The sequence below is a fragment of the Xenorhabdus ehlersii genome (genome assembly GCF_003610465.1).
Taxonomy (GTDB): Bacteria; Pseudomonadota; Gammaproteobacteria; order Enterobacterales; family Enterobacteriaceae; genus Xenorhabdus; species Xenorhabdus ehlersii.
Window position 1 is genome coordinate 273091 of the sequence record NZ_RAQI01000005.1, and the last position, 22869, is coordinate 295959.

Annotated in this window: 33 protein-coding genes and 1 pseudogene; 12 read left to right on the top strand and 22 right to left on the bottom strand. The window is 43.1% G+C overall.

Features of this window, described 5'->3' with window-relative positions:
* Positions 1 to 356 precede the first annotated feature (356 nt).
* Together BDE27_RS16105 and BDE27_RS16110 are read left to right on the top strand one after the other, a co-directional pair.
* Positions 357 to 938: a hypothetical protein gene (locus BDE27_RS16105; RefSeq protein WP_099133770.1), complete on the top strand. Its 582-nt coding sequence runs from the start codon at positions 357 to 359 to the stop codon at positions 936 to 938.
* Positions 939 to 1096: 158 nt separating this feature from the next.
* Positions 1097 to 1411, top strand: a complete 315-nt coding sequence (locus BDE27_RS16110; protein ID WP_099133769.1) for a transposase — start codon at positions 1097 to 1099, stop codon at positions 1409 to 1411.
* A gap of 579 nt (positions 1412 to 1990) precedes the next feature.
* Here BDE27_RS16110 and BDE27_RS16115 read toward each other — a convergent pair.
* The 3 genes from BDE27_RS16115 to BDE27_RS16125 all read right to left on the bottom strand — a co-directional run bounded on the left by BDE27_RS16115 (position 1991) and on the right by BDE27_RS16125 (position 5009).
* Complete coding sequence (locus BDE27_RS16115; RefSeq protein ID WP_099133768.1) at positions 1991 to 3025, bottom strand: IS110 family RNA-guided transposase; 1035 nt, start codon at positions 3023 to 3025, stop codon at positions 1991 to 1993.
* 85 nt (positions 3026 to 3110) lie between these two features.
* A complete protein-coding gene (locus tag BDE27_RS16120) occupies positions 3111 to 3401 on the bottom strand; it encodes a hypothetical protein (RefSeq protein ID WP_099133767.1) in 291 nt (96 codons plus the stop codon).
* A 1113-nt stretch (positions 3402 to 4514) separates the two neighbouring features.
* Complete coding sequence (locus tag BDE27_RS16125) at positions 4515 to 5009, bottom strand: hypothetical protein (RefSeq protein ID WP_099133766.1); 495 nt, start codon at positions 5007 to 5009, stop codon at positions 4515 to 4517.
* Between the two features lie 253 nt (positions 5010 to 5262).
* Between BDE27_RS16125 and BDE27_RS16130 the strand changes: the two genes are divergently transcribed.
* Both BDE27_RS16130 and BDE27_RS16135 read left to right on the top strand, forming a co-directional pair.
* The gene (locus tag BDE27_RS16130) at positions 5263 to 5616 is read left to right on the top strand and encodes a gamma-glutamylcyclotransferase family protein (RefSeq protein WP_099133765.1); all 354 of its coding nucleotides are present in this window, start codon (positions 5263 to 5265) and stop codon (positions 5614 to 5616) included.
* Between the two features lie 578 nt (positions 5617 to 6194).
* Entirely contained in the window at positions 6195 to 6626 is a 432-nt protein-coding gene (locus BDE27_RS16135) for an antiterminator Q family protein (protein WP_187651270.1), read from the top strand.
* Positions 6627 to 6761: 135 nt separating this feature from the next.
* Here the strand turns inward: BDE27_RS16135 and BDE27_RS16140 are convergent, their stop codons facing one another.
* Positions 6762 to 7031 carry a hypothetical protein gene (locus BDE27_RS16140; protein WP_099133763.1) on the bottom strand — a complete coding sequence of 90 codons (270 nt, stop codon included), beginning with the start codon at positions 7029 to 7031 and terminating at the stop codon, positions 6762 to 6764.
* Positions 7032 to 7921: 890 nt separating this feature from the next.
* Here BDE27_RS16140 and BDE27_RS20215 point away from each other — a divergent pair.
* The 8 genes from BDE27_RS20215 to BDE27_RS16180 all read left to right on the top strand — a co-directional run bounded on the left by BDE27_RS20215 (position 7922) and on the right by BDE27_RS16180 (position 13145).
* Positions 7922 to 8413 carry a host cell division inhibitor Icd-like protein gene (locus tag BDE27_RS20215; protein ID WP_274540011.1) on the top strand — a complete coding sequence of 164 codons (492 nt, stop codon included), beginning with the start codon at positions 7922 to 7924 and terminating at the stop codon, positions 8411 to 8413.
* Entirely contained in the window at positions 8406 to 8648 is a 243-nt protein-coding gene (locus tag BDE27_RS16150) for a hypothetical protein (protein ID WP_099133761.1), read from the top strand. The genes BDE27_RS20215 and BDE27_RS16150 overlap by 8 nt, the downstream gene beginning before the upstream one ends.
* Positions 8641 to 9207 carry a hypothetical protein gene (locus BDE27_RS16155; RefSeq protein ID WP_099133760.1) on the top strand — a complete coding sequence of 189 codons (567 nt, stop codon included), beginning with the start codon at positions 8641 to 8643 and terminating at the stop codon, positions 9205 to 9207. The genes BDE27_RS16150 and BDE27_RS16155 overlap by 8 nt, the downstream gene beginning before the upstream one ends.
* Positions 9207 to 9545 carry a hypothetical protein gene (locus tag BDE27_RS16160; protein WP_099133759.1) on the top strand — a complete coding sequence of 113 codons (339 nt, stop codon included), beginning with the start codon at positions 9207 to 9209 and terminating at the stop codon, positions 9543 to 9545. The genes BDE27_RS16155 and BDE27_RS16160 overlap by 1 nt, the downstream gene beginning before the upstream one ends.
* Before the next feature lie 236 nt (positions 9546 to 9781).
* A complete protein-coding gene (locus BDE27_RS16165; RefSeq protein ID WP_099133758.1) occupies positions 9782 to 9991 on the top strand; it encodes a helix-turn-helix transcriptional regulator in 210 nt (69 codons plus the stop codon).
* A gap of 71 nt (positions 9992 to 10062) precedes the next feature.
* Positions 10063 to 10278, top strand: coding sequence for a hypothetical protein (locus tag BDE27_RS16170; RefSeq protein WP_099133757.1), 216 nt, complete (start codon positions 10063 to 10065; stop codon positions 10276 to 10278).
* A complete protein-coding gene (locus tag BDE27_RS16175) occupies positions 10278 to 12155 on the top strand; it encodes a DUF927 domain-containing protein (RefSeq protein ID WP_099133756.1) in 1878 nt (625 codons plus the stop codon). Before BDE27_RS16170 ends, BDE27_RS16175 begins: the two co-directional genes overlap by 1 nt.
* 9 nt (positions 12156 to 12164) lie before the next feature.
* Complete coding sequence (locus BDE27_RS16180) at positions 12165 to 13145, top strand: hypothetical protein (RefSeq protein WP_099133755.1); 981 nt, start codon at positions 12165 to 12167, stop codon at positions 13143 to 13145.
* Between the two features lie 23 nt (positions 13146 to 13168).
* Here BDE27_RS16180 and BDE27_RS16185 read toward each other — a convergent pair whose 3' ends face one another.
* From BDE27_RS16185 to BDE27_RS19525, 18 genes and pseudogenes are all read right to left on the bottom strand, one after another.
* Positions 13169 to 13924: a hypothetical protein gene (locus tag BDE27_RS16185; RefSeq protein ID WP_099133754.1), complete on the bottom strand. Its 756-nt coding sequence runs from the start codon at positions 13922 to 13924 to the stop codon at positions 13169 to 13171.
* On the bottom strand, positions 13914 to 15197 hold the full coding sequence (locus tag BDE27_RS16190; protein WP_099133753.1) for an integrase domain-containing protein: 1284 nt from the start codon (positions 15195 to 15197) through the stop codon (positions 13914 to 13916). The genes BDE27_RS16185 and BDE27_RS16190 overlap by 11 nt, the downstream gene beginning before the upstream one ends.
* Positions 15198 to 15846: 649 nt before the next feature.
* Complete coding sequence (locus BDE27_RS16195; protein ID WP_099134040.1) at positions 15847 to 17028, bottom strand: site-specific integrase; 1182 nt, start codon at positions 17026 to 17028, stop codon at positions 15847 to 15849.
* The gene (locus BDE27_RS19650; protein WP_086110750.1) at positions 16983 to 17195 is read right to left on the bottom strand and encodes an excisionase; all 213 of its coding nucleotides are present in this window, start codon (positions 17193 to 17195) and stop codon (positions 16983 to 16985) included. Before BDE27_RS19650 ends, BDE27_RS16195 begins: the two co-directional genes overlap by 46 nt.
* Positions 17195 to 17512 carry a hypothetical protein gene (locus BDE27_RS16205; protein ID WP_099134039.1) on the bottom strand — a complete coding sequence of 106 codons (318 nt, stop codon included), beginning with the start codon at positions 17510 to 17512 and terminating at the stop codon, positions 17195 to 17197. Before BDE27_RS16205 ends, BDE27_RS19650 begins: the two co-directional genes overlap by 1 nt.
* Before the next feature lie 241 nt (positions 17513 to 17753).
* A pseudogene (locus tag BDE27_RS20550) lies at positions 17754 to 18102 on the bottom strand (KilA-N domain-containing protein); the annotation flags it as partial.
* On the bottom strand, positions 18102 to 18329 hold the full coding sequence (locus BDE27_RS19520; protein ID WP_167450622.1) for a hypothetical protein: 228 nt from the start codon (positions 18327 to 18329) through the stop codon (positions 18102 to 18104). The pseudogene BDE27_RS20550 and the gene BDE27_RS19520, both read right to left, overlap by 1 nt.
* Complete coding sequence (locus BDE27_RS16215) at positions 18319 to 18549, bottom strand: hypothetical protein (protein WP_099134037.1); 231 nt, start codon at positions 18547 to 18549, stop codon at positions 18319 to 18321. Before BDE27_RS16215 ends, BDE27_RS19520 begins: the two co-directional genes overlap by 11 nt.
* Positions 18546 to 18890: a hypothetical protein gene (locus BDE27_RS16220; RefSeq protein ID WP_099134036.1), complete on the bottom strand. Its 345-nt coding sequence runs from the start codon at positions 18888 to 18890 to the stop codon at positions 18546 to 18548. The genes BDE27_RS16215 and BDE27_RS16220 overlap by 4 nt, the downstream gene beginning before the upstream one ends.
* A 12-nt stretch (positions 18891 to 18902) precedes the next feature.
* On the bottom strand, positions 18903 to 19442 hold the full coding sequence (locus tag BDE27_RS16225) for a hypothetical protein (protein WP_099134035.1): 540 nt from the start codon (positions 19440 to 19442) through the stop codon (positions 18903 to 18905).
* The gene (locus BDE27_RS16230) at positions 19442 to 20296 is read right to left on the bottom strand and encodes an ORF6N domain-containing protein (RefSeq protein ID WP_099134042.1); all 855 of its coding nucleotides are present in this window, start codon (positions 20294 to 20296) and stop codon (positions 19442 to 19444) included. The genes BDE27_RS16225 and BDE27_RS16230 overlap by 1 nt, the downstream gene beginning before the upstream one ends.
* An 83-nt stretch (positions 20297 to 20379) precedes the next feature.
* Positions 20380 to 20505 (bottom strand): hypothetical protein, encoded by a 126-nt coding sequence (locus BDE27_RS20220; RefSeq protein WP_274540016.1) that lies wholly within the window; start codon positions 20503 to 20505, stop codon positions 20380 to 20382.
* Positions 20502 to 20837, bottom strand: a complete 336-nt coding sequence (locus tag BDE27_RS16235; RefSeq protein WP_099134034.1) for a hypothetical protein — start codon at positions 20835 to 20837, stop codon at positions 20502 to 20504. Before BDE27_RS16235 ends, BDE27_RS20220 begins: the two co-directional genes overlap by 4 nt.
* A 119-nt stretch (positions 20838 to 20956) precedes the next feature.
* Positions 20957 to 21238, bottom strand: coding sequence for a hypothetical protein (locus BDE27_RS16240; RefSeq protein ID WP_244208815.1), 282 nt, complete (start codon positions 21236 to 21238; stop codon positions 20957 to 20959).
* 162 nt (positions 21239 to 21400) lie between these two features.
* Positions 21401 to 21778, bottom strand: coding sequence for a hypothetical protein (locus BDE27_RS16245; RefSeq protein WP_099134032.1), 378 nt, complete (start codon positions 21776 to 21778; stop codon positions 21401 to 21403).
* A gap of 31 nt (positions 21779 to 21809) precedes the next feature.
* Positions 21810 to 21971, bottom strand: a complete 162-nt coding sequence (locus BDE27_RS20555) for a host cell division inhibitor Icd-like protein (RefSeq protein ID WP_099134031.1) — start codon at positions 21969 to 21971, stop codon at positions 21810 to 21812.
* On the bottom strand, positions 21968 to 22255 hold the full coding sequence (locus tag BDE27_RS16255) for a hypothetical protein (protein WP_099134030.1): 288 nt from the start codon (positions 22253 to 22255) through the stop codon (positions 21968 to 21970). Before BDE27_RS16255 ends, BDE27_RS20555 begins: the two co-directional genes overlap by 4 nt.
* A 340-nt stretch (positions 22256 to 22595) precedes the next feature.
* The coding region (locus BDE27_RS19525) for a LexA family transcriptional regulator (protein ID WP_479688247.1) at positions 22596 to 22869 on the bottom strand (274 nt) is incomplete at its 5' end.

Here is a 22869-nt window from a genome sequence, read left to right on the forward strand (position 1 = left end):
CTCATTAAGTATACACTCGGTATCTGACTGATTATTTTCTCGGGTTTGTTTTGAGATCCTGGATGAACCCTTAGAAATAGATCTAATCTATGGCTTCCACGTGAACGGGATGAATCTGTCCAGTTCAGCATTGAGCGTCCAACAGTGAAAAATCTATCCACTGCCCGTAACTTAGGGTAAAGCCGTTTGTGCGTCAATATTATTTTCTCGCAAACAGAGTTAACTGTAACGGCATGATAATTCCGGACACCTCAGAAACCCGTTAGTCTAACGACAGTCAAAGACGGTGTAATCACTTTATCATACGAGGCGGTATCCTGACTCATATGGCAGTGTTTAGCAAAAGAGATAATTAAATGAATTTCAAAAATAGAATATATAAAGCCGCAGGAAGAATACCGCTAATTAAGTCTCATGAATGGCCTTTTGGCAAGATAGAAGTTGTCTTAGCTTACGACTTTAAAAAGCGTAGGCCGCAAGAGTATAGCTATTTAAAATCAAAATATAAAGACATGCTTGAACTAGTGGGGCGAGAATCCAACAGTGAGGAACAAAGATATTTTTATAATAATTTCCATTATCTTCAATGGGTGACGGAAAATGACCGCGTAGATATTTTTGCTCATTCCAGCGAGAGTTCTTTAGGTAGTCGTTATAACAGTCCGGAAGAGCTAGCTAACGATTTGAAAAGAATGTCGCTTCGCCGGGTTGGCGTGATTAAATTCCAAGCATGCTATATCGGGAGAGGAAACTGGCTAGAAAACGCACGAAAGGCCTTTATTGAAGCAGGAATTGATTTCGCTTATATGGCAGGCCCCATAGACCGCGTGGTCTGGAATAATCCTTTTATAAAATATGTGCATGGTAACCGACATCAGGCATATAAAGTGGTTAAAGGTAATATCGTTAAACAATTCCCCGGGACAAGATACACGTAATTCATGGGTATTGTGTAGTAGTCTAATTTGTCCAGAATGCTAAGACAGAATCCTGCCTTTGACCAATCCGATTACTTTTACCAACCCTGTAGTGGCATGATAATTCCGGACACCTCAAAAGCCTGCTAATGTTAATCACATGACAATGAGGTGTGACAATGAAAGTGAAACTCACCAAACGCCACTATTCCGCTGAATTTAAGCTGGAAGCGGTTCAACAGGTTATTCGCCATCAACAACGGGTTGTCGATGTTGCCCGTTCATTGGGGGGCAATACCAGTACGCTGGGTAAATGGGTTCGCCAGTATAACGCCGAAATACAGGGGATAACGCCGGTCAGTAAGGCACTGACGCCCGAACAACGCCAGATACAAGCCTTAGAGAAACAGGTGAAACGCCTGGAAATGGAAAAAGAAATCCTAAAGCAGGCGGCCGTGCTGATGAGCGAGATGCGCAGTGGCGCTATGCGTTGATCACACGGCTGAGCCCCCGATGGCCGGTGACGGAATTGTGTCACCTTGAGCCATCTGCTGACCCATGAAGGTAGGCCGGTGGGTCGCTGGAAGGCCAGACGCTTAATGCAGGAAGGTGGCCTGCAAAGCCGTCAACCGGGGGTTCACCGTTATCGCCCGGCAGGCGAAGACGCTCTCGCCAGCCCGAATCTCTTGCGGCAGTACTTTGCCCCGGCTTGCCCGAATACCCACTGGTGCTTGGCGGGTATTACAACGACATCCGACCTCATCGTTTTAATGGGGGGATTTCTCCTGCCGAATATGAAAGACAGTGGGAAGAAGCGAGAAATGTGTTCGAAACTTCTTGACCATATATGGACGCCCCGGTTGTGCAAGCACTAAATTGATACGGTTTGCGACCATATATCCGGCGTCATTATGGACTCATTTGTCCGCGCCATGATGTCATCCGCACCCTGTTTCCTTATCACAACACCGGTATCTCACTACCTTGGTCAAGAGCAGGCTCTGACAGGGACGGGAGCCGTTTTCTCATCAGTGTTTGCAAACTCGATAATGCGTCTATTTTTTGTTACTCAATTAATTGATAGTAAAAGCTTTTTGCATATTAAAATCCACGTCATCCCGCAGAACACGCCAAATAATCCGGGTCAGTTTGTTGGCTAAAGCCACCGTGGCTTTCATGAACCCGCACCGGTCAATCAGTTTTCTCAGCCACTCTCCCAGATAATCATCCCGTTTTTGAACACAACGCATCACGGCACGGGCACCGTGAATGATTAACGTTCGGAGATGACGATTGCCATGTTTGCTCAGGGAACACAGACGGCTTTTTCCTCCTGAACTGTGTTGCCGGGGAACCAGTCCACACCAGGCAGACAGTTGTCGGCCATTGGCAAATTGGGATGCACTGACGTCACTCACGAAGGCGGCCGCAATAAGGGGACCAACGCCGGGAATAGTGAGCAGATGCTCATAACCCGTTTGCTGACGGGAAAGTGCCGCTATTTCGTTATCCATGTCATGAATGTCGGTGTTCAAATTCTGCATCTCTTCCCATAAGGTATGCAATAAACGACGCAGCACACAAGACAGGTGATTGCTGTCATCTTCCAGAATATCAGGGAGATGCTGTTGAAGTTTTTGAATGCCGGCAGGCACAATTCGTCCCGATTCAGCCAGAAAAGCCCGCATTTGGTTAGCAAGTGCGATACGCTGTTCCACCATGAGTTGCCGGGCACTGCGCAGTGCCTTGATATCTTGTTGTTCCACGGTCTTGACGGGAACAAAATGAAGACCTGGACGCCAGGCAGTTTCACAAATAGCCAGCGCATCATTGGCATCGTTTTTTTGATGATGGCTGAAGGCCTTGACGTGTTGAGTCGGGACTAACCTGACGGTATATCCCATCGCTTGCAGCGTTCGCCCCCAGTAGTGAGACGTTGCACAAGCTTCCATCGCAATGACAGTGCCAGGCGGAAAAGAGCGCACGGCATCAAGCAATTTTTGCCGTGAGATTTTTCGGTTCGAGGCGACAGAACCGTCCGCCATCCAGACACAGACTTGAAAAACGTTTTTGGCGAGGTCAATGCCAACGACTTTGATCGTATTTATGATAGGTTCTCTCCCGAAAAATTCAGTGCATCGGAAAGAAAGATGGCACTATTTGCCGCTGAAAAAGGGGTCGTCCATCACATCACTACAAAAGCTGACTGGTGCGGTCTATCTGTTCTTTTAATGTTTTAAACGAATGACCATCTGTATTATGATATACTATATCAACAAGTGCCTTACGTTCTTTGCTACATGTCTCCATTAGTTTTTTGATTTCATTCGTTCCTAAGCTACCTGCCCTTGCTTCCATTACAGCCATTTGATCTAGGTGTGTATTATTTAGCCTTCGTTGTGTGTCTTTGTGAACTTGAGAATCACTGTCTTGAAGATTGTATATAGCCTGCATCGTTTTTAGATCGGTAATCAGATATTCCACTAATGGCTCTATGAGGTGTTTTTTATTGAGTGCTACATATTCATTATATTTCTTTGTCTTATCTTGTTGAATAAGTTCAATTTTTTTATTTTATAGTTATGTCTCAATGTTATACATGTACCTAACAGAGTAAGACCTCCTCCGGCTAGGCTTCCCAAAAATCCCCATAAGACAGACGGATTGTCTAATAGTATCTCTATCACTTATATAAACTCCTCTCGGTTGTTATGATTAATGTATTTCCAGATGATAGTGTTTCTTGAGTGGACGCAAAGTGGACACTGGGCAAACAAAAAGGGTTACACTTGGCTGGCGGAATTTGAATTGGTTATTTAATTAATTGATAAATAATGTTTTTGTTAATTTTAAGTTGGTTGGTTACTACCAAACTTACTACCAAAAACATTTGCGATTGCTTTTTGACCGAGGAGGGGGGTAGCTATGTATATTCATATTTATAAACAGTATTTTTATGTGTCCCGCTGTCCCTGTGTCCCTTACTTATTTATATAAATATAAAAATATTATATATATTATATATTTATATGTATTTTATAAAATGCATACTCAGTACAAACGAGGGACAAGAGCGGGACAACACTTAATATAGGTGTCCCGATGCTTCAATAAAGCCCTCCCCGGAAATGAGCAACACTTTTTGCCTACGGTAAATGTTTATACGGCTATACCAGATTTAGCGGTAGAGTTAAGCAGGAATTCTTGCTTAGGTCTGTAGGAGAAAAATTTCTACATGCAGCTCTCTTTTCTGTCTGGCTACTTCATCCATTATGGGTTTTTCGCCGGGCGTAGTCTCTTGGCTTTCAAGTCCAGTAGTTTGATGTAGTTTAGGAGCGGTTAATCTTTTTCTGTAGTTTACTGTAGTGTTATGTGAAAAAATTTGAATGATGTTGGCTCGCGCTCTTGCTTGCTCATAGCTTCATTGAATCGTTCGGCGAGGGGCTTTGCCCTCAGAGATGATCCAATTTTTGAATCATTAGCATAATCATGTGGTTAGCCGTAACTCGATATTGAGCTACGGGCGGTGTGCTAATTCCCCTGCTTCGGAGCAGTTAAACCTAATCAAGGAGTTAAGGCGGAATTTTGCCTTATATATCAGCTCCCCGGCTTATCCCAGTCCAGCTTTCTAAGTTCTGCTCTCATAAAGTCATATGCAGTAATCGTAGCTCTGGTATTTTTCGCATGTTGAGTACAAAAAATAGCAAAGGCTTCTACCGGGGAAAATCGTTTTGTGTAGAAAAAGTATTTTGCCAGCGGGTGCTTCTTTTCTGCGTAGATAGGTTTATCAGGGCAATTATATTGCTCGTCCATCCAAGATATAAATTGGTCTACAGTCAGGTCATAGACTTTTTTGTCAATTTCTAACCAGTAATGATGTATTCTCTTTTTTCTATCACTACCTAATACAATTTTAATATCGGCATTGGGGAAAAATTGCTGGGCAACCATACCAAAGAATACAGAAGCCCCCTGACAAGAATTAATCGGGAAGCTATAAAAGAAAGGAATGCCCATATCATTTATTTTTTGGTGCTCTTTTTCAAATACTGTTCGCGTATCAGCCGCTAATTTAACAAGTCCGTTTTGCATAGTTTATAATCGATATTATTTAGTTTATAGAAGTGTGAGGGAATAGTTTATCAAGCCCTGCTTTGAGGGTGAAATAAACAATAGGATATTCTTAAAACGACCCCATGCCCGAAATTTATTTACAAAAGTCCCGATTACGATAGGATTAACTCGTTGAGTTTTATCCGATTAAATATCATCCAGCACTGTACTTTAATACTATATGTACTTCATGGTGTAGACGTTATATTGAATCATATTATTAGAGGTGGTCATGACATCCAATTCAAACACTGAACTTCTTTTTTCTTATGGAACACTCCAACTGGAAGCAGTACAGCAAGCAAACTTTGGGCGCTTACTGGAGGGAAAACCTGCTGCAATGGTTGGCTGGCGTAAAGATATGCTCGAAATCACTGACCCAGAAGTTTTGGCAGAAAGTGGAGAACAGTTTCACCCGATTGTTAGCCAAAGTGGGAACGATAGCGACAGGATTGAAGGAACAGTGTTTTATGTTTCATCAGATGAACTTCTCAAAGCAGATGCTTATGAGGTATCAGACTATCACCGTATTAGCGTGAATCTGACATCGGGAGATGTTGCGTGGGTTTATGTCGCTAAAGAGTAATAAGTAATGAGCCGAACGGCTATATAAAGATGATTGGAATTTCGATCATCATAAAAATCAAACAGTTACTCGTAAAGCAAACTTGCGTTACGAACACTTTCAAATAGATAAATCTCTTATGCCGGGGAAACTACCGATATCCCGTCAGTTAAAAGCGAGGGGTTTTTGATTCTACCTAATCGGTATAATTTAAATAAACCAGTAGGTTAAAGTGATGATCGAAAAACCAATCATCACAATTACAGATAACTCTTTGATTACATTAGTACCCCAAATTTGGGGCACGATAGTTAACCCTCTGTTTTCCCTCATGACGCAAATTTGCGTCATCTATTGCCCGTTAGCCAACGAGATGAGCACTTCCCCGGCAAGCTATTGATAAGACTTAATTCTAGCCGGACACTAGAATTGAAAAGCCTTTCAAATCAGCATGGTCCAAAGTTGGGCCATATACTCAACCCCTTGATTTTTATTATGGTCAAAATCTTGACCATCTACTCTTGGCCCCATTTCCCCTTATCCACCAGCGATGCTAAGATGTACTTGTTAATTAGTACAATCAAAGCGGATAAAAGATCATGCACAGAGATATGCAGAAAATACTATTGCATTGGGGCGGGTGGGTAGTGCAGGGGAGAGTTAACATTGGTTGGAAGTCTGTTTCTGCTGGATTTAAAGACGCGGTGACTTATACCAGCAACAACAAATTATCGTGCAGTGACGAGGACGGGATGGTCATTGATGGCTGTGTTGCCAAGCTGCGTACTGTCGGTATGTCTCAGGAGTGTGATTTTATCGAGCACCACTACGTTAGCGGCATGTCTAAACGTGCGATTGGCCGCAAGTTCAAGCTTAGTGAAAGCGAAGTCAGAAAGCGTATGCTGGTGGCTGAAAGTTTTATTCTTGGGTGCCTGGAGGTGTTGGACGAACCATTAGAAATAGACCTAATATATGGCTTCCACGGTAACAGGGAGAATTTGTCCAGTTCAGCATTAAACGCCCAACAGTAAAAAGCCTACCCATTGCCCGTATACCTGCGCGAACGGCTACCGCCAAATATGGCGGTAGGGTTAATATATTCAGTATGGTAAGGCGTGATGCCCACTTAGAGTACAGAAGAATACGTGGGCATCTTTGATTACGTTTTATGAGAGGTAGCGGTCTGTTGCTGGTTTTATTTTTCTACCAAAGTCTTCAATGTAATCCTCATAGATGAAGACATTACTGTTAGCAAATATAAAATAAGAATTTCTTTCTCCATTCTTAATAATACCCATTATAAAACCCCGTTCATCGCTACGATCCCAAGTGTCACCCGAACCAGGGGTGAACCTGTACCAATCCGTATCTCCATTTTTACCCCATTTATTAACACAAACAGAAACAGCATTATTTGAAAGATTCGTTATTCTCATAAAACCCTCTCTTTTTTAATTGTGTAATATGTTAAAAATAAGAAAATTTATGTTGTCGACTCTATTTCAATAACATTCCATGTAAGCGATTTTCATTATTGTTTTTTACCCAATTAATACAACAATAATGAAACTCAGTGGTCTGATCGTGTTGGCTGTTGTAATAATAAGTTTCGCCAAGCATCACCAACCCGCAGGGGCAAAGCTCAGGTATTACGGGCAATGCAAAGCCCTTTTTAGGGTTTAGCTCACAGGGTCGCGGAAAACTTTTACCCGACCTCATAACCCATTGATAAAAATCAAATACCCTGAAACGCAGAGTTTGAACCGTTATGGGAATTCCCATAGCGCCCGGCTTCCCCCAATGGGGGATTCCGAAAATATCAAAGGGTTAGGCTTTTTTATTGGAATCGACCTAATATAGCCAGACTGCAAATATGCAGTCTGGTCTAAAAATATTCTGGTGATGTCCGGGGAATGGGTACAGCTTACCCCAATGGGGATTGCTGCGATTATCAAAGAGTTAAACGGGCAGGGTATGAATATGCACACTGGGTAGAAATCAGCTTACTCCAACGGAGGTTTTTGAAAATATCAAAGGATTAGCGTTTCTGTATACCGTTCTGAACCAAGCTGCATATTTACAGCTTGCCCGTATATCCACCAGCAAAGCGATTCCGTCTATTCAGCGAAATTAAGCCAACCCAATGAGTTAAATACTCCTCGGCAATACTTCTACCAATGGAGTAATTTAGAAATATATCAATAACCTTTTGATTGGGCTTAATTGGGCTGAAACAGAACAATTGATTACCTGCTGATAACCGAGAAAAGCTATAGGAGCGATCACATTAATATCTTTATTCAATAAATTGTGCTTGCCTTTGCTGGTGGACTTTGGCTATATTGACCTTGCACCAGCAAAATCTGGTGTCAGGCGTGAGAACCTGAATCAATACACGGCGACACATGACGCGCCTAGCGTCTTTTTTTGTGTCACTGCATCGCAGCACCTTTCATTTGAGGCGGTATTCGCCTATATGTATTCAATGGTGATGCTAGCGGAGCTACCGAAAGGTAGGCTGGTTTCCGTGTGTGCCAGTATTCTCACCTCTGTTAGCGTCACCACCCTTTCCGAGCGTGAGAACTCAGGTGGTGACTCCGTAAACATACACACGGAGATCGCAACTATGGCGACTATCCCTACCCCAACTCATTTCAAATTCGTGTTTCTGAGCATCAAACGTGCAGATTTGGACGCAACCCCCAGCCGTATAGCGGCTATTGCCTCCGACGAGCACAACGCCCGTTCTATGCTTTCCCGTGATTTCGTTTTGTTCTTTGCTGGTCCCTTGCCTGTTCAGGAGGTGCGCCATGTCTGATCGTTCCTTAGCAAATATCTATGCTCACCCCGCTGATGTGTTAGAGCCAGTGGCGGCATTTCTTAAGGCCGTGGAGTACCTACGATTAGACCCCGAAGCGAGGGATATCGAGGCTGATTTACTGGAATATGCGCAGCAACTCTTACAACTGCATGCCAATGAGGCCAAAAGCGCTTACTTGACCGCTGAGGCTGCCCCTGTGGTTACCCATGCTAATGAGGTGCAATATGCTTAATAATTACCGTTCTGTCATAGAAAACGGCATTGTGACGCTGTATAGCCAATCCGAAAACAGCCCAGAGATGATAGTGGCTTCATTGCCCGTTACCTCCATCTTAGACCGGGTTAATGGTGGCGAATGGGACAACCAAAGCGAATTAGCTTTACAGCTACTCATGGCATGGCTAACCACACACCCAGAGGGGCAACCCGTAGAGGATATTCGCTTCTTTCGTTGGGTAGTGGCGCATGTATGGATTTCTGAGCAAAGGGAAAAGCATCACGGTAAAGCTATCTTCAAGCTGGAAAATTCCCCTATCGTTTTACCGCTTTACTTATCAAGTGAATGTTCTGCCTTGGCAAATAATGTTGAGGGCACGTTGATTGAGCGATTCGGTCACGAGCAAGGGGTAAAGAACGCCGCTATTTTCTATCAGCAAATGCTGGAGGGTTCCCCTGAACAAGGGTTGTCTCTTTCTGATTTTGGCAGAGAAGTGCTGTTCGAACTGCATCGCAGCTTCATTGAAGAGGGTTTACCTCAGATGGCGGTCAACAAGCCGAGGATGATGCACTGATGAACAAATCTAAATCCACCAGCGTTGTAACTGAAACAGATAGTGATTGCGAGAACGAAAATACAGGGGGAGTCATGGGTACAGTTAAAGAAATCGATTTTGGCGAAGATTTTCGAGAGCCAAGAGTTGTGTCCACAATCGCGGCGTTTGAAGAAAATACGACCAAATCACGTAGCCGCAAACTCACAAAGAACATGACCAGAACTACTCCACGTGCCCAGTTGGTTAAAGGTCATAAAACTATGTTGTTTAGTGGTGGCTCAAAACATACCGGAACCAAGTCTAAAAAATGTAAACGTAAGCAAGGGAAGAAAAATAAAAAGAAAGGGAACCGGTAGCTGAGTCATACCAGTTATAAACGCGAACGCTAAAAGAAGCTCATTACAAATTTAGAGCGAAATAAACACTTATCCCCTCCACGGAATAATAGCCAATACGTAGGAAATTACATATTGGCTTTCTGTGTTTTGTTATTACAGCCTGCACATGTAAAGGGCTTATTTGTTATTTCATTAGTGGTTATGTTGCTTGCGTTTATAGCCGTTTATGACCGTTTAACGCAGGAGAAAATGCAATGAGTATTAGTGAATCGATGCTGACTAAAAAAGAAGTTAAAGCGGCGCTGCACTATAAATCTGATAGTGGCTTCCATGAGTTTTTAAAAAGAACACCTGAATTTCCAAAGTCTGTGAAATTGGGGTTAAGGCGTGTGGGATGGGCAGCAAGTGAAATTAATGAATATATAGCATCCCGTCTTAATACCCGTGGACGGGAGGATAAATAACATGATTAAAACACACCCCAAAATAACTATCACTTTACCGCGTCCAAAAAGTTTTATTAAAGGGGGTAATTATGCCGCGTAAACATCGCTCTTCGGCAAGCCTTACTCATTTAATTGAATGCCAGCAAAAAGTAGATCGGTTAGGTCTTCAAACAATGATTAACAGCCCAGTTCCACTTAATGGAGAAACGGGAACTTATGCCACAAACCGACATACCCGTCGTAGATTGAAGAAGCTTCATGGTATAGAGGCAAAGAGAATGTGTGACTTGGGTAAGGGCAAATAATGGCAGATAAAATTTACTATTCCCGTGGACGGGATGTATACGATATTACCCCTGAGCAACGATGCGCTGAAAATACAGAACAGTTCATTGAGCAATTAATAACTGATACGGCGACTGCCAAGAAGAAACAATATTTTTGTGCAGCAATGGAACAAGGGGAACATCCAAAAGGCCAAGACCCAAAAGAAAAATACCCTGAGAAGTTTCAGGGTATCAAAAACTGGAGGCTTTCAGCATTAGCGGCTAAACGCCGCTTTGCATCGTTTGACTGCGATAGTTTTGACAGCCCCAAGACGTTTGATGCGTTAGTCAGTTACTTAAAAAAGACGTTTAAAGGTGTACTCTATACGACTTTCAATTATACCGCAGATGCTCCGCGTTGTCGTTTTGTTATTATCTTGGATTCTGAGGTAGATCGCACTGTGGGTATTCATGTATGCCAGATGATAGCCCATGGAATAGAAACGGCGATACAGCAAATCGCGGAAGAGGATTTGACCAGCGAATGGACTCCTGTCATTGGGTGGGATGAGTCTGTCTATCGTGCCGAACAACAATGCTATTTGCCAATAGTGAATGCTGTACGCCGGAAAACGAAAAGCGGGGAGGATGTGACTGATGCGATCATTCACCGTTTAGACGGCGAATTGGTAGACGTAGAGAACTATCTTGCAATGGCTCCGCTTGTGTCGAAGACAACTCCTCGGCCTGTACAGCATTATGATAGTGACACTGATTTAGAACGTTGGTTTGAGGTAGACGAGCATACATTAGCTGATTTACAGGTTGCTTTGTTTTCCCCCGCGATGCTGGCGATATCAGAGGGGGGCAGACAAAATTGGCAGAGAGTGATCGCTGCTCTTGGTAGTTTGAAAAACACACCCTATGAAGATAATGCGTACCAACTGGCGTTGGAATGGTCAGAAGCTGGTGGAGCGGCATTTGATGCTGAACATTTTGAAGCAACTTGGGATACTTCCCGTGCTGATCTCACCAGCTATAAATGGATATTTTCGCAAGCTGCCTCGCTGGGGTGGGAAAACCCCCAAATTCTTCGACCTTATTTAGCGCTGGAAAAAGTCGGTTTTTATATGACCGAGGACGGGTTAATGAAGAATGTTGAGGAGGGAAAAGGTAAGGTAAAAAGCATTGTAGCCCGGAAGATATCTGCGCCGTTCTCAGTACTGGGATTAACCCGCGATGTATACAGCGATAATTGGGGAAAGCTGATTTCATTTAAAGACAGTGATAGAGAAACGAAGCAATTCATTGTACCAAATGAGCAATTACATAAACCTGCTAGCGATATTATTCCTAATTTGTCGAAGTTGGGGTTTTATATCGGTACTGGCATGAGCCGTGACTTATTGGGTTATCTGAATATCACAACGGCAAAAGAGCGCATAACCTTAGCAACTTCGACGGGCTGGTTTAATGATCACTTGTTTGTACTGCCTGAAAGCACAATAGGTAGCTCCACCAGCAAAGTGATGTACCAATTATCCGGGCGTAAAAAGAGCGAACGCAGTCAGTTAGCGCAATCAGAATCTCTTGAAGACTGGCAGAAACTTATCAGCGCGAAATGTGCCGGTAATACCCGGTTAGTATTTTCTCTCTGTGTTGCTTTTGCTGCTCCTTTACTCAATGTATTGGGGGTTGATGGTGGGGTATTCAGCCTGAAAGGGGCTTCAACCAAAGGTAAAAGTACCGCTCAACATGTCGCTGCCTCTGTATGGGGGAGTGGTGCAACAACAGGCGGATATTCCCATAGTTGCAATACTACCTTAGTCGGGATCGAGGTATTAGCCACAGCGCATAATGACTTACCGCTAATTCTGGATGAACTGAAAAGCGTTAACCCTAAGCTGGTGGGTTAAGTTGCTTATATGCTGGCTCTTGGGCAGGGAAAGGCTCGAGGCACAAAAGACGTTACTTTGCGTGAAACGCTACAATGGCGAACTCTGGTGCTGGCATCAAGCGAAGATGCTTTCGAAAGTTATCTTAAGGCATCGGGTGAAAGTGTTGCCGCGGGTCAGCAAGCTCGCTTTGTGGATATCCCTGCGATAGTAAGCGATGAGAATGGCGTTTTTGATACCCTCCACGGACTAGGCACAGCTAAAGAATTTGCTGATTCTCTGAATGCCTTAACAACGAAATATTATGGATGTGCTGGTATCACATGGCTTGAAAAGCTTACTGCGTCTTCCCGTTCGGAGTTGGTTGATCGCTTGCGAGCGTTAATTATTCAGTTCAAGGAAGCTTATAGACCAGAAGATGCAGGAGCACAGTTAGACCGGGTATTAGAGCGGTTCGCGCTCTGTGCTGCTGCGGGAGAGCTAGCGACGGAATGGGGTATTACTGGTTGGGATACCGGGGAGTCTCTACGCTGTGTTGGTGAGTGCTTCAAAGCCTATGTAGATAGTAGGGGCACGACTGGTGATCTGGAAGCGGTAAATGGCATTGAGCGGCTGAGGGTGTATCTCAGTACTTATGGTGAATCCCGCTTTCGTTCTTCCTCTAATGACGGGGGGAGTATGCCTATATTCGATGGCTATATTACTTTATCTACCGGGGAGTGTGTTAATGTAGCTGATTTCAGCAATGAATCAGTATCTGCTGATGATACCTCCTTATCCCGTATTTATTGGATTACGTCAGAAGCATTGAAAGAACGTGTTTTGGAGGGCTGTAATTTTGATATGACACTCGCCGCTCTACACAAAAAAGGTGTGCTTGTTGGCGTAACAGAGGAGGTAGGTAAGAACGGTAAACCTCGTACCGTTTATAACCCTAAGAAACGTGATCCGCTTGGTTATAAAGACCAGCGCCGATTTTACAGGATAGACGCAGGTAAGCTATTTGAGTGATAAGAGAGCCGGAGCAATCCGGCTTATTTCTTTTTCCTCGCCCGTTTCCCCAGAGTAAGGTGTGATACCCATTTATAGATGGTTCTGTAATCTTCCATTTGTGGTCTGTGTGTACCACGTTTATCTATGGGGTGTAGGAGAGTGTAATTATCAGTGCCTTTAGGGTTCTCGATAATAAAAGTAACATATTTGTCATAAACTGATTCGGCTAGCTCTTCTTTACCAACGATGTAGTCTTTTGCTTTGGTAATATCTTCTGCCCATTTTATGCATTGATCTTTAAGCGCACCGTCTCGTTGTTCACTGCGGATCTTTCCCGCTTTCCGCCGGGCATTTTTGATGTCCAGATTTTCAAATTCATTCAATGTATCACTGTCATATTGCTCTTGTGCCAAAACCGCAAAGACGAGATTAGAGGCCGCTAGGTGATATGAGGTACTATCAGACTCCATGGTTAGCCCCCATCCCCATATAGCACATGCGCTGACCAGTAAGTCATTCTTACTGTTGTCTGCCAGTGTTTCGACGATAGAATAGTGCCAAGCATCACTGCCAGACTGACAGAGTTTTTTTATGGTTACAGTAGCAACATCAATCAAATCCCATACACTTAACCTGAACAGTGCCTCTTTTCGTTCATCATCGGTTAATTTGGATACTTGCTCAGCACACCAATAGGCCGGGGAGTGGGGGTATAAACCGTTTTCGATACCATTACCAATAGAGTAATGTTTGAGTGCTGCGTTTACATTCTCAAGAATAAAAATATCATCCGACATAGTAATCACTTCCTACGATGCGTAATCCTTTGACACTTCCAGCTACCGTTAAATCACCCGTTGCTGCGCCTTTTACATATAGCCCCCACCAATCCATCATAACCTGGCGTTGTTCTAAATAGGTGGCGCGGTTATACGCTGCCCGGACAGAGTTCTTTTCTCTGTGAGCCAATACCGCTTCTATGGCATCGGGCATAAAACTCTGCTCATTCATCGCGGTACTGACAATTGAGCGGATGCCGTGCGCAGTAAGCATATCCTGATACCCCATGCGCTTTAACGCCATATTAGCGGTCTGGCTGTTCATGTGCGTATTTGGGGTAGATCTGTGTGGAAAGACAAATTCCCTATGCCCGCTGATAGGCTTCATAATTTCAAGCAGATCTAAAGCCGGTTGGCATAAAGGCACAGTATGGGCGTGCGATGTTTTCATCGTTTCGGCGGGTATATTCCAGACTTTATTTTCAAAGTCTATTTCTGACCAACGCGCTTTTACTGCTTCCCCCGGGCGTACAGCCGTTAATAGCTGCCACTCAATGACCAAACGTGTTTGCCGTTCTACCTGTGCAACGGAGAGTGCTTGCATTAATCCGGGGAGTTCTTCGGGTCGAATGGTAGGGTTATGTTTTTTCTTTGGTTTAGGAAATGCCTTGCTGACAGTGGTAAAAGGGTTAGCATCAATAACGCCTAAATTCATGGCATAGTCGATGATCTCTACCGTTCTTTGCGTCAGGCGTTTAATCGTTTCCAGATTGCCCCGTGCTTCAATCGGCTTGAGCACTTCCACCAGCATAGGTGCTTTGAGGCTTGATATCGGTACATCCCCGAGTTTGGGGAAAATATCTTTTTCCAGTGAGCGCCAGATATCTTTGGCGTAATCTTCACTGACAGTGGTTTTCTTCACTTCAAACCAGCGGGTAGCAATATTCCGTAAGGTGTTGCTGTTCTCTTCCTGTATTGCCGCTGCTTGCTGTTTACGCCAATCAACAGGATCAATATCTTTAGCCAGCATCGCTTTTGCTTCGTCTTTGAGTCGGCGAGCGTCAGCCAGCTTAGTAGAGGGGTATTCACCAAATGCAATCATCGTGCGCTTTTGGGTGAAGGGTTTGTAGTATCGGAAATACCAGAGCTTAATGCCTGATGCTTTTACGAGGAGTTCTAAATTATCCCCGTCACGGTAGATCGTGTCTTTGGGCTTACCTGTTTTGCTATCAAGTTTGGCTTTGGCATTAGATACCATGGTAGGGGAAAGCGGCGTTATCTTTTTAGGCATCGGGCACCTCTAACCGTAGTAGTAAGTGTTCTATGGGGTAGTAGTAAGCGTTTTATTGGTGTAGTTGAGCTGTTACTACTCACTTTTTACCTCTTTAACCTTGTACTGCGTCCCTCAGTGCCTAAGCGTCCATTTTGTATTTTTTATATTTAAATCAATTGGTTAATGGTGATTTTTTAAGTTTTGGGACGTGTGAGAAAATATGTATGGGACAGGCTCGTCCCGCCATTTAATATTTATAAATCATATTGTTAAGTGTTTCGGGACAGCGGGACATCATTTTTTTGCAAAAACTTAACTATATATATGAGTTTCTCTTGGACACTTGGGTATTTACGTTTTGGTAGTAAGTGTTTTTGTAGTGTAGCCGACTTACTACCAAACATACTACCAAAACTATCGAGTTATAACGATACTAAACGAATACTAACGGGCAATAAAAAAGCCCTAACTCATTATGATTTAGGGCTTTTTCTTGGGTTTTCGGTGTATTCCGATGATTTCCGAATACAAAAATGGTGGAGCTGGCGGGAGTTGAACCCGCGATATAATATTTATAATTATTTGTTTTTAAATGGGTATTTGGTTTTTATTGGTGTTTGAGTGCATTTTACGTGCACTTTGAAGTCCCTGCACTGTCATGCTGAATTCAGTTTCGATTTTGTGAACTGAACTGGCGTTCGGTATTTCCGTTGTAGGCTTCTAAATACGAGCCATAATGTCGGAATAGCATTTCAGGTCCTTTGTGCCCCATTTGCGCAGCCAGCCAGAACAAATTTACTCCCTGACTGATATGTTTGGTGGCGAATGTATGCCTTGTTTGATACGGGTTACGATAACGTATACCTGCCTTTTTCAATGTTGGCACCCAAGCTTTTTTACGAATGGCGTCAGCACCTGCCCACGACTCACCCGTTTTGGGATCTTCAAATATTTCTTTGTCCTTTAAAAAAGTAAATGCTTTTTGGCTAGAAAGAGCGATCATAGCTTGGTCGTTTAGTTCAACTTTGCGCTTTCCTGCTTTGGTTTTGGTTCCCTTAATAACACCAACAACACTAGCAACAGTGATATGAGCTGTTTTTCCTACAAAATCGATATCAGACCAACGCAAGGCACATAACTCAGAGCTGCGAAGCCCTGTATTAATCGCAAACCGAAAAAGATTCTCCCATTGTTTATTTCCTGTTGCTGAAAGTAATGCAACAACCTCATCGGGCGATAGCGGATCAACGATATACTCGTTGTCTTTTTCTCTTTTTTCAGTTTGATATCTTGATGCTGTCACTAAGTTTACAGGGTTAATATTTATCAAACCGTCAGTAACAGCTTCATCTATGGCGCTCCGTAGAAAAGAAAGTTGATTTCTAATTGTTTTTAGTGCGGTAGTTTGTTTTTGAATCCAGTTCTTTAATATCGCAGGTGTTAATTCTACAATAGGCATTTTGTGTAAATCAGATAAAGCGGTTTTGCATTTTTCATACCCGCCGATTGTTGATGGTGATAAATTTCTTGTTTCGCAGATTCCTAGATACTCATTTAAGTATTCTATTACGGTTCGTGACTTACCAGCGTTACCAAAAATGGAAAGTTTACTTGATTTAGGAAAATACTTTGAATAAACAAATACACCTTTCTCAATGTTGTTCTGTATTTCTCCTAACAATCGTTCGGCATATTTAATGTGCTTATTGTTTACTTCTAGGCGAGAGAGGGGTTCTCTGCACAAAACCCCCCTGTAAGTAAATGTTAAAATCAGAGTATCGCCTGTTTTGTGTTTGCGAATAGTTACCCCTCTAGGGAGGGAATACTCATTTTGTTTTTTCTGGCCCATTTAGATACCTCGGTTAAGTCAATCCAGCGTTCTTTTGCCCCATTAACCTTTAGCACATGAACCCCTTCTATCCAAAATTGACGCTGTAATCGTTTATTAATGGCGTCAATACTTTCTCCTGTATATTGGCAGTATGCTGAAATAGGTATGCAATCCAAATTCACCATTATTTTTTCTCCCTTGTGTACCCGTTCCACAAAATCATGGTTGCCACCATTGCAGGTGCTGCCTTATCACTGAGTGTCGCATCAAAAATAATGCTGTTCAGCTCCATTGTGAGAATGTCATCCAAATTTTTTGGTCTTGCGGAGTAGGGCACCTCATCAGGCACCCCGTCCATAACGTCAATAATAAGCTCGGCAATTTCCTTTTCTCCCCGTTCTGGCTTACGGTATCCTGCCTGCCAGATTGCATCGGTGATGTCAGAAGGATCGCCCCAGACCGAGGCAATGATTTGAGTCAGGTGGAAAGAGTTATTGATCATTCTTGCTCTCCGCTGTTTTCATCATCAAAGATAGCCAGTTGGCCTGCCTCTTTTAGTGCATTAATCATCTTATGGCGCTTACCTTTGGTCTTTTTGCGAGCGTTCATGATTTGGCTGCACACAGAAAGTAATTCAGCTTCGTTCTTCTCATCCTTTGCTAGCTGGTGGCGTAATTCATCAAATCGTCCAACCATGTGATCGAGAGACGGAAGGGCATTAATGCCGATACCTGAATTTCCCGATTTGAAATCGATAAATGCCTGATTCACATCAAGCTGAAAGTCCGGTCGAATCCAACCTGCATAAGAAACTGCAATTAATTCATGTGCGAATGTGCCGGGTGACATTCCCCCATTGATAACATTGATTACTTTCTGAGCAGACCCCGAATTTGGGGTCTGGAACGTTTTCAATAACTTAGCTTCGAGTTGCCTAATAAGTTCTTTGGCTTGCTTGGTTTCCAACCATTTGTTAGGCGTTTTGCTCTTACCTTCGCCACTGGCCTTGTGTAATGTGTTCAGGTTGTAGCGCCCGAATTCATCAAGGGGAATTTCAACACCAACAACTACAGGAAGTAATTTGCCTTTCATTATTGTTTACCTCGCTTATGCCCTTTGCTTTTCTTCACCGGTGTTAACTTCACTTCTGCCACTTTGGGTGCTGGTGGAATGGGAGGGCAAATGCCCTCGTGAATGTGTTGATTGCGTCTCATGCGGTGGATATGCCGCTTGGTGTGATCCCTGCCGTCGTCGATGTGGACTACCGTTCTGACCAGTTCGTCGTTAATGTCTACTATATGGCGGTGCTTATTTGTCACGGCTTGCCTCCTTGCAAATGATTTTGTAGGCTCGCATCATGTGGTTCGCTTTGCCGGTGATCGCGGTTTTTCTGAACAGCACACCAAAAGAAGTAGCCCGCAACCTACCAACAGCCAACAGGGCGGCATCCACACAACGATTATGTAAGCGGCGTTCTGTGATGAAGCTGGTTATGATGATTAGTGCTGCGTTGCCTTTGTTCTGATAGTCGATTTTCATTGAAACGCCCCCTTGGCTGCCAGCGTGTCGCCCATGTCATTGATCATGCTTTGCCATATTTCACGCCCGTGGCCTGTCAGATAGCCATTGACTACACATTTTTCCATCAGGTTAATGGCGATGACTTCCCATGCCGGGTAATTCTGTTGTAGTGCTTCCAGTGCGTAGCTATCGACCAGCTCACGAATGCCTTTTACCCCATCGACAATAGCGACATTGATTTCTGTTTTTCCGACCTGCATTGTGAAGTGAGCGCCGCCGTTACGGGTTGTTACATCGTGATAGATAGCGGCTGCGTAAGTGTTTGCCAGTGCGTTGAGGCGAAAGTTTTTCGTTATCATCTGCGCCTCCTGTCAATGAATAACCGGCATAGTGTTAAACTCACCAGACTCGACCGCTTTGATTAATTCATCGTGCAAGATAGAAAGCCCCTCGCGCCCTTTCTTAGATAACCAATTGCCGCTCTCTGGCTGACTATTGACAAAATCCATGTACATTCTTACCGCCATATCCGCGCCTTCTTCGCTACCAAACTGCTCAAAGGCGATCCCCTCGACATGGTTTGCCAGCATGAGGCGCTCTGCTAGTGGGTATACCGTGATTGCCGCTGTGCCATTAACGTAGATGGCTGTGGTATCAGTGCCGCCCTGACCGTTATCAACCTCACGGGTGCCGTTTCTGTCTATTTGCTCTTGCACAAAGGAGGCTGACACAATCCACCGCCACAACATCAACCGTTGTTCATTGCTTGGCGCATAAAAGCCCGCTTTCCAGCCATGAGAAACAGCCAGTACCAAATCAAAACCCAGTAATAAATCGCGGTCATACTGACCCGCGTCCAATGATTTCAGCGCCTCTACATAACCTACGATTTCAGTGTGATGCTTGCTCATTATTTACCCTCCGGGGTATAAATTGCCTTGTCGTGGTGGTATTCGCCGTTCCATGTTTTCTTCATGGGGAGTTCACCCTTCATATACAGGGCGTACAGGCGGTGACAGCCTCTCTCCAGTAACACAGCAGTGCGAGTGACAAACTCATCTTGCCCGTGGGGCTTTACCTTGTTTTCTTCCTCGGTGAGATAGCGATCACGGGCATAAGAAGCGACACGCCAGCGCGGCTTTTTCTCCGGGTCTTTCTGCTCGTTGTACAGCCAGTTCCGCTCCATTGCCCACCACATGATTTTGCTGGTATTCACTCCGTTCAACCCCTTGCAGAAAGCGGGGAGGGTCATGCCTTTGGTAAAGTGTTTTTCCAGACTGCCAACCGTTGCACTCAGGGTTTTGTTCTCACCCTCAAGGCGCTCGACGTTTTCAGCATATACAGACAGCATGGAACGTAACTTCGCGGGATTACTTAACAGTTCCGCTTCGGTTGTGATGCTGTCGCGGCGAGTGAAGTAGAACTCAGTCAGATCATCGAAGTAGTTCCACGCCTGATCGGTTTCTAACATCTTGGAATGGTTCGCTGCTCCGCGTTCTGTCCAGAGAGTGATGGTGGTTGAGTGTTTATTAACCGCGTCGCTAAAAGATACGCGGAAGGCTGAAAGCTCATCGCCGGCAATCTGGAAGTAATGCTTCCCCTCAAAGAAGCGTGATTTGTTGCGGTTAAAGTTTTGGCGGATACGATCAACGGTTGTACCGTACCCTGCCGCTAACTGCTCAGTCGTCACAACACGCTGGCCGCGATATTCGACAATCTGTAGCTCTTTGGCTGACACTGGAACTAATTCATTTTTCTTGGTCATATCTCGTCTCTCAATGTGTGCTTGGTGATGCTGGTTCAGCAGTAAATAATTTGAATCCGCCGATAAATACCCCGTCGATAAAATCACGCATCCACGTACGGCCGTTTTCTTTTTGCCTTTCCCCAATATTCGGCTGCAAGGTCGTACTTTTCTTCTTTCTCTTTTTGGGTGGCTGTATCAGCAAGATATAAATAGGGTTTATTTGTCATGTTATTGGCTCCGTTTTCTTGGCAATAAGTTTTAATATCTCATTCATAAATTCATTACCTTCTTCGGTTAAATTTCCGAACTTGGTATAAAAGCTGTTATATGTCCTTATAATAAGTTTTTCTGCTTCCTGTTTACTCTTAAGTTCCTGTACATATATTTCAAAGAAACGAATTAAGGCTCCGTTTAATATTTCTTCGTCCAAATCCAGTTGGTAATTAAATCTTCCCACTTTGACTACCACAGAGTGACAATTATGTTTCTTTTGTAATGCATTCAATTTAACGTGAATAAGTGCCTTTCGCTTTCTTTCAAGTAAAGTTGATTGTGTCATTTTCTATTTCCTGTTTTCAGAGTGAACGAATCCCCAGCAATGGCGCTGTAATTAAATTTGTTTTGTTGTTTTTATTATTATTCTAATTCGGCTATTTGTATTTCTAACTCAGATATTATTTATTGATATTCAACTCCTCGGACTCGTGCTATTTCTTTGCCAGCATCAAATGCCAAATCCATCGCAATAAGAAGTAAATTTGCGTCGTCATCATTTCCGCGGACATCAATCATTGTGCTCAATAGTGATCTTAATTTTTCGATTGCATTTTTAGCTAGCTCTAATTCAATATTTAAATTAGAACATGCATCAATTACACCCTCCATAATATAATCTTTATTTATGTCCCTTAATCGTTGCGCTAAATTACATGCCTGACGATGCACGCCACGACACATCAAATAAGTATCCGGTTCTGCTTCGTTTTGAATTGCAGTGAGTGCAGGGAATATTGATGCCTCAATTTCTTCTGCAATTTCGACGACGGTTTGTAGGTTATTGTTTATGTTTAATTTCCGTGATTGTTATCAATTCACCATATCCCACTTGGAAATGAGTTATAATTAGTTATATTCAGAATGAATCTTACTGACATAATCATTTAAATGATGAACGCAATCATAACTATCCCACACTCTATTAGTGTGTTTGTCATAGAAAGCAGTAGCAATAAATTTATTACCTTTGAAAATATCGTACTTAGTATCGCCGACTTCAATCACATCAAAACCATAGTTTTTAAAAGCAGAAATAAATTTACTTTGTTTGACTAAAACAGCAGACCAATCACGAAATTTTTTGCGCTGCAACCAAGCCTTTTTATTGAAAAAATTACGGTCTTGAGAACGAGGAGAAAATAGGTTAGCCAAATGACGGTAATGAACATAATCTTTTCTACATTCAGCCGCTAATAATGCAGAAGTGCTTGTTGATGTATTCATTTTTATTCCCTCAGAATTAATATTGTTTATCTCAGTTACGATTAACTATTTGACCCATCCAGCCTAAAATTACATGCGTAGGAGCTAGTGACTTTCTCGCTTCCTGCTCATTAGTTGCCTGAGCCTTAATACATATAGGGCGGCTTTGTTTTGTGTTAGCTCGCTCTATTGCTGCAAAGATAAAAGTTTTCATGGTTTACCCAGCGTTGCTAAATATTTTTCCATTTGAGGGTGATTGCCAATAATTCTCTGGGCATTCTGGTTGGCACTATTTAAGTTTTTGAAAGCATCAACCAACACCATATAATCCCCATCCCTTATATATAAGGAATATATTATTTCACCACTATAATATCCTTTAAGTAATGAGTGATTGGGACGCTTTTTATTTATGCGTTTGATTGAATATGAATCGACAATATTGTACTTCTGAACTAACTCCGCGTTATAAGCTGCGCTTTGGTTACCGCTTTTCATTAGCCCCTCCGGCTACAAAACAAAAAAGTAAATGCATTAATTCTTTGGTATCGATTTTTCTTTTCTGTACCATGTGCAGTAATGATATCTATAGCGATTAATATGTCAACCGCCAAAGCGATTATTTTTTTGGGTGCCTTGCTGGGAATGGGATAGTATGTTGATTTTTATGAAGTAAAATAAAGAATTTATGTTATTGCAAATGAGTTATAATTAATGCAGTATAATACTGTATGTGTGTACAGTTTAGGAGGGTGAAATTGTCTCAGTTAATTAGAATGGGAACTGGGAGATATGCAACTCCCGTCCCAAATAAAGAGATGGCAGAGCAGTTGGGCTATCAGCGGTGTTTCATGTTTCGGAGGAGGAATACAATAACCCCAAGAACTTCAACATCAGAACCCCCAACATCAACCAGTGGAACGCGGTTATCATCAACAGATAGATATCCATGAGAGCCACCTTGAACGAATTTATAGACTGATAACACTTTGTTGACTCTGGCATACACCAGATCATTTGTTCCTGCTGTCTCATTACTATCAATAACTATAATTGTGCCCGCAGGAGCTTCCGAACATCCACTATTCACATGTAATTTGTATGCTCTACAG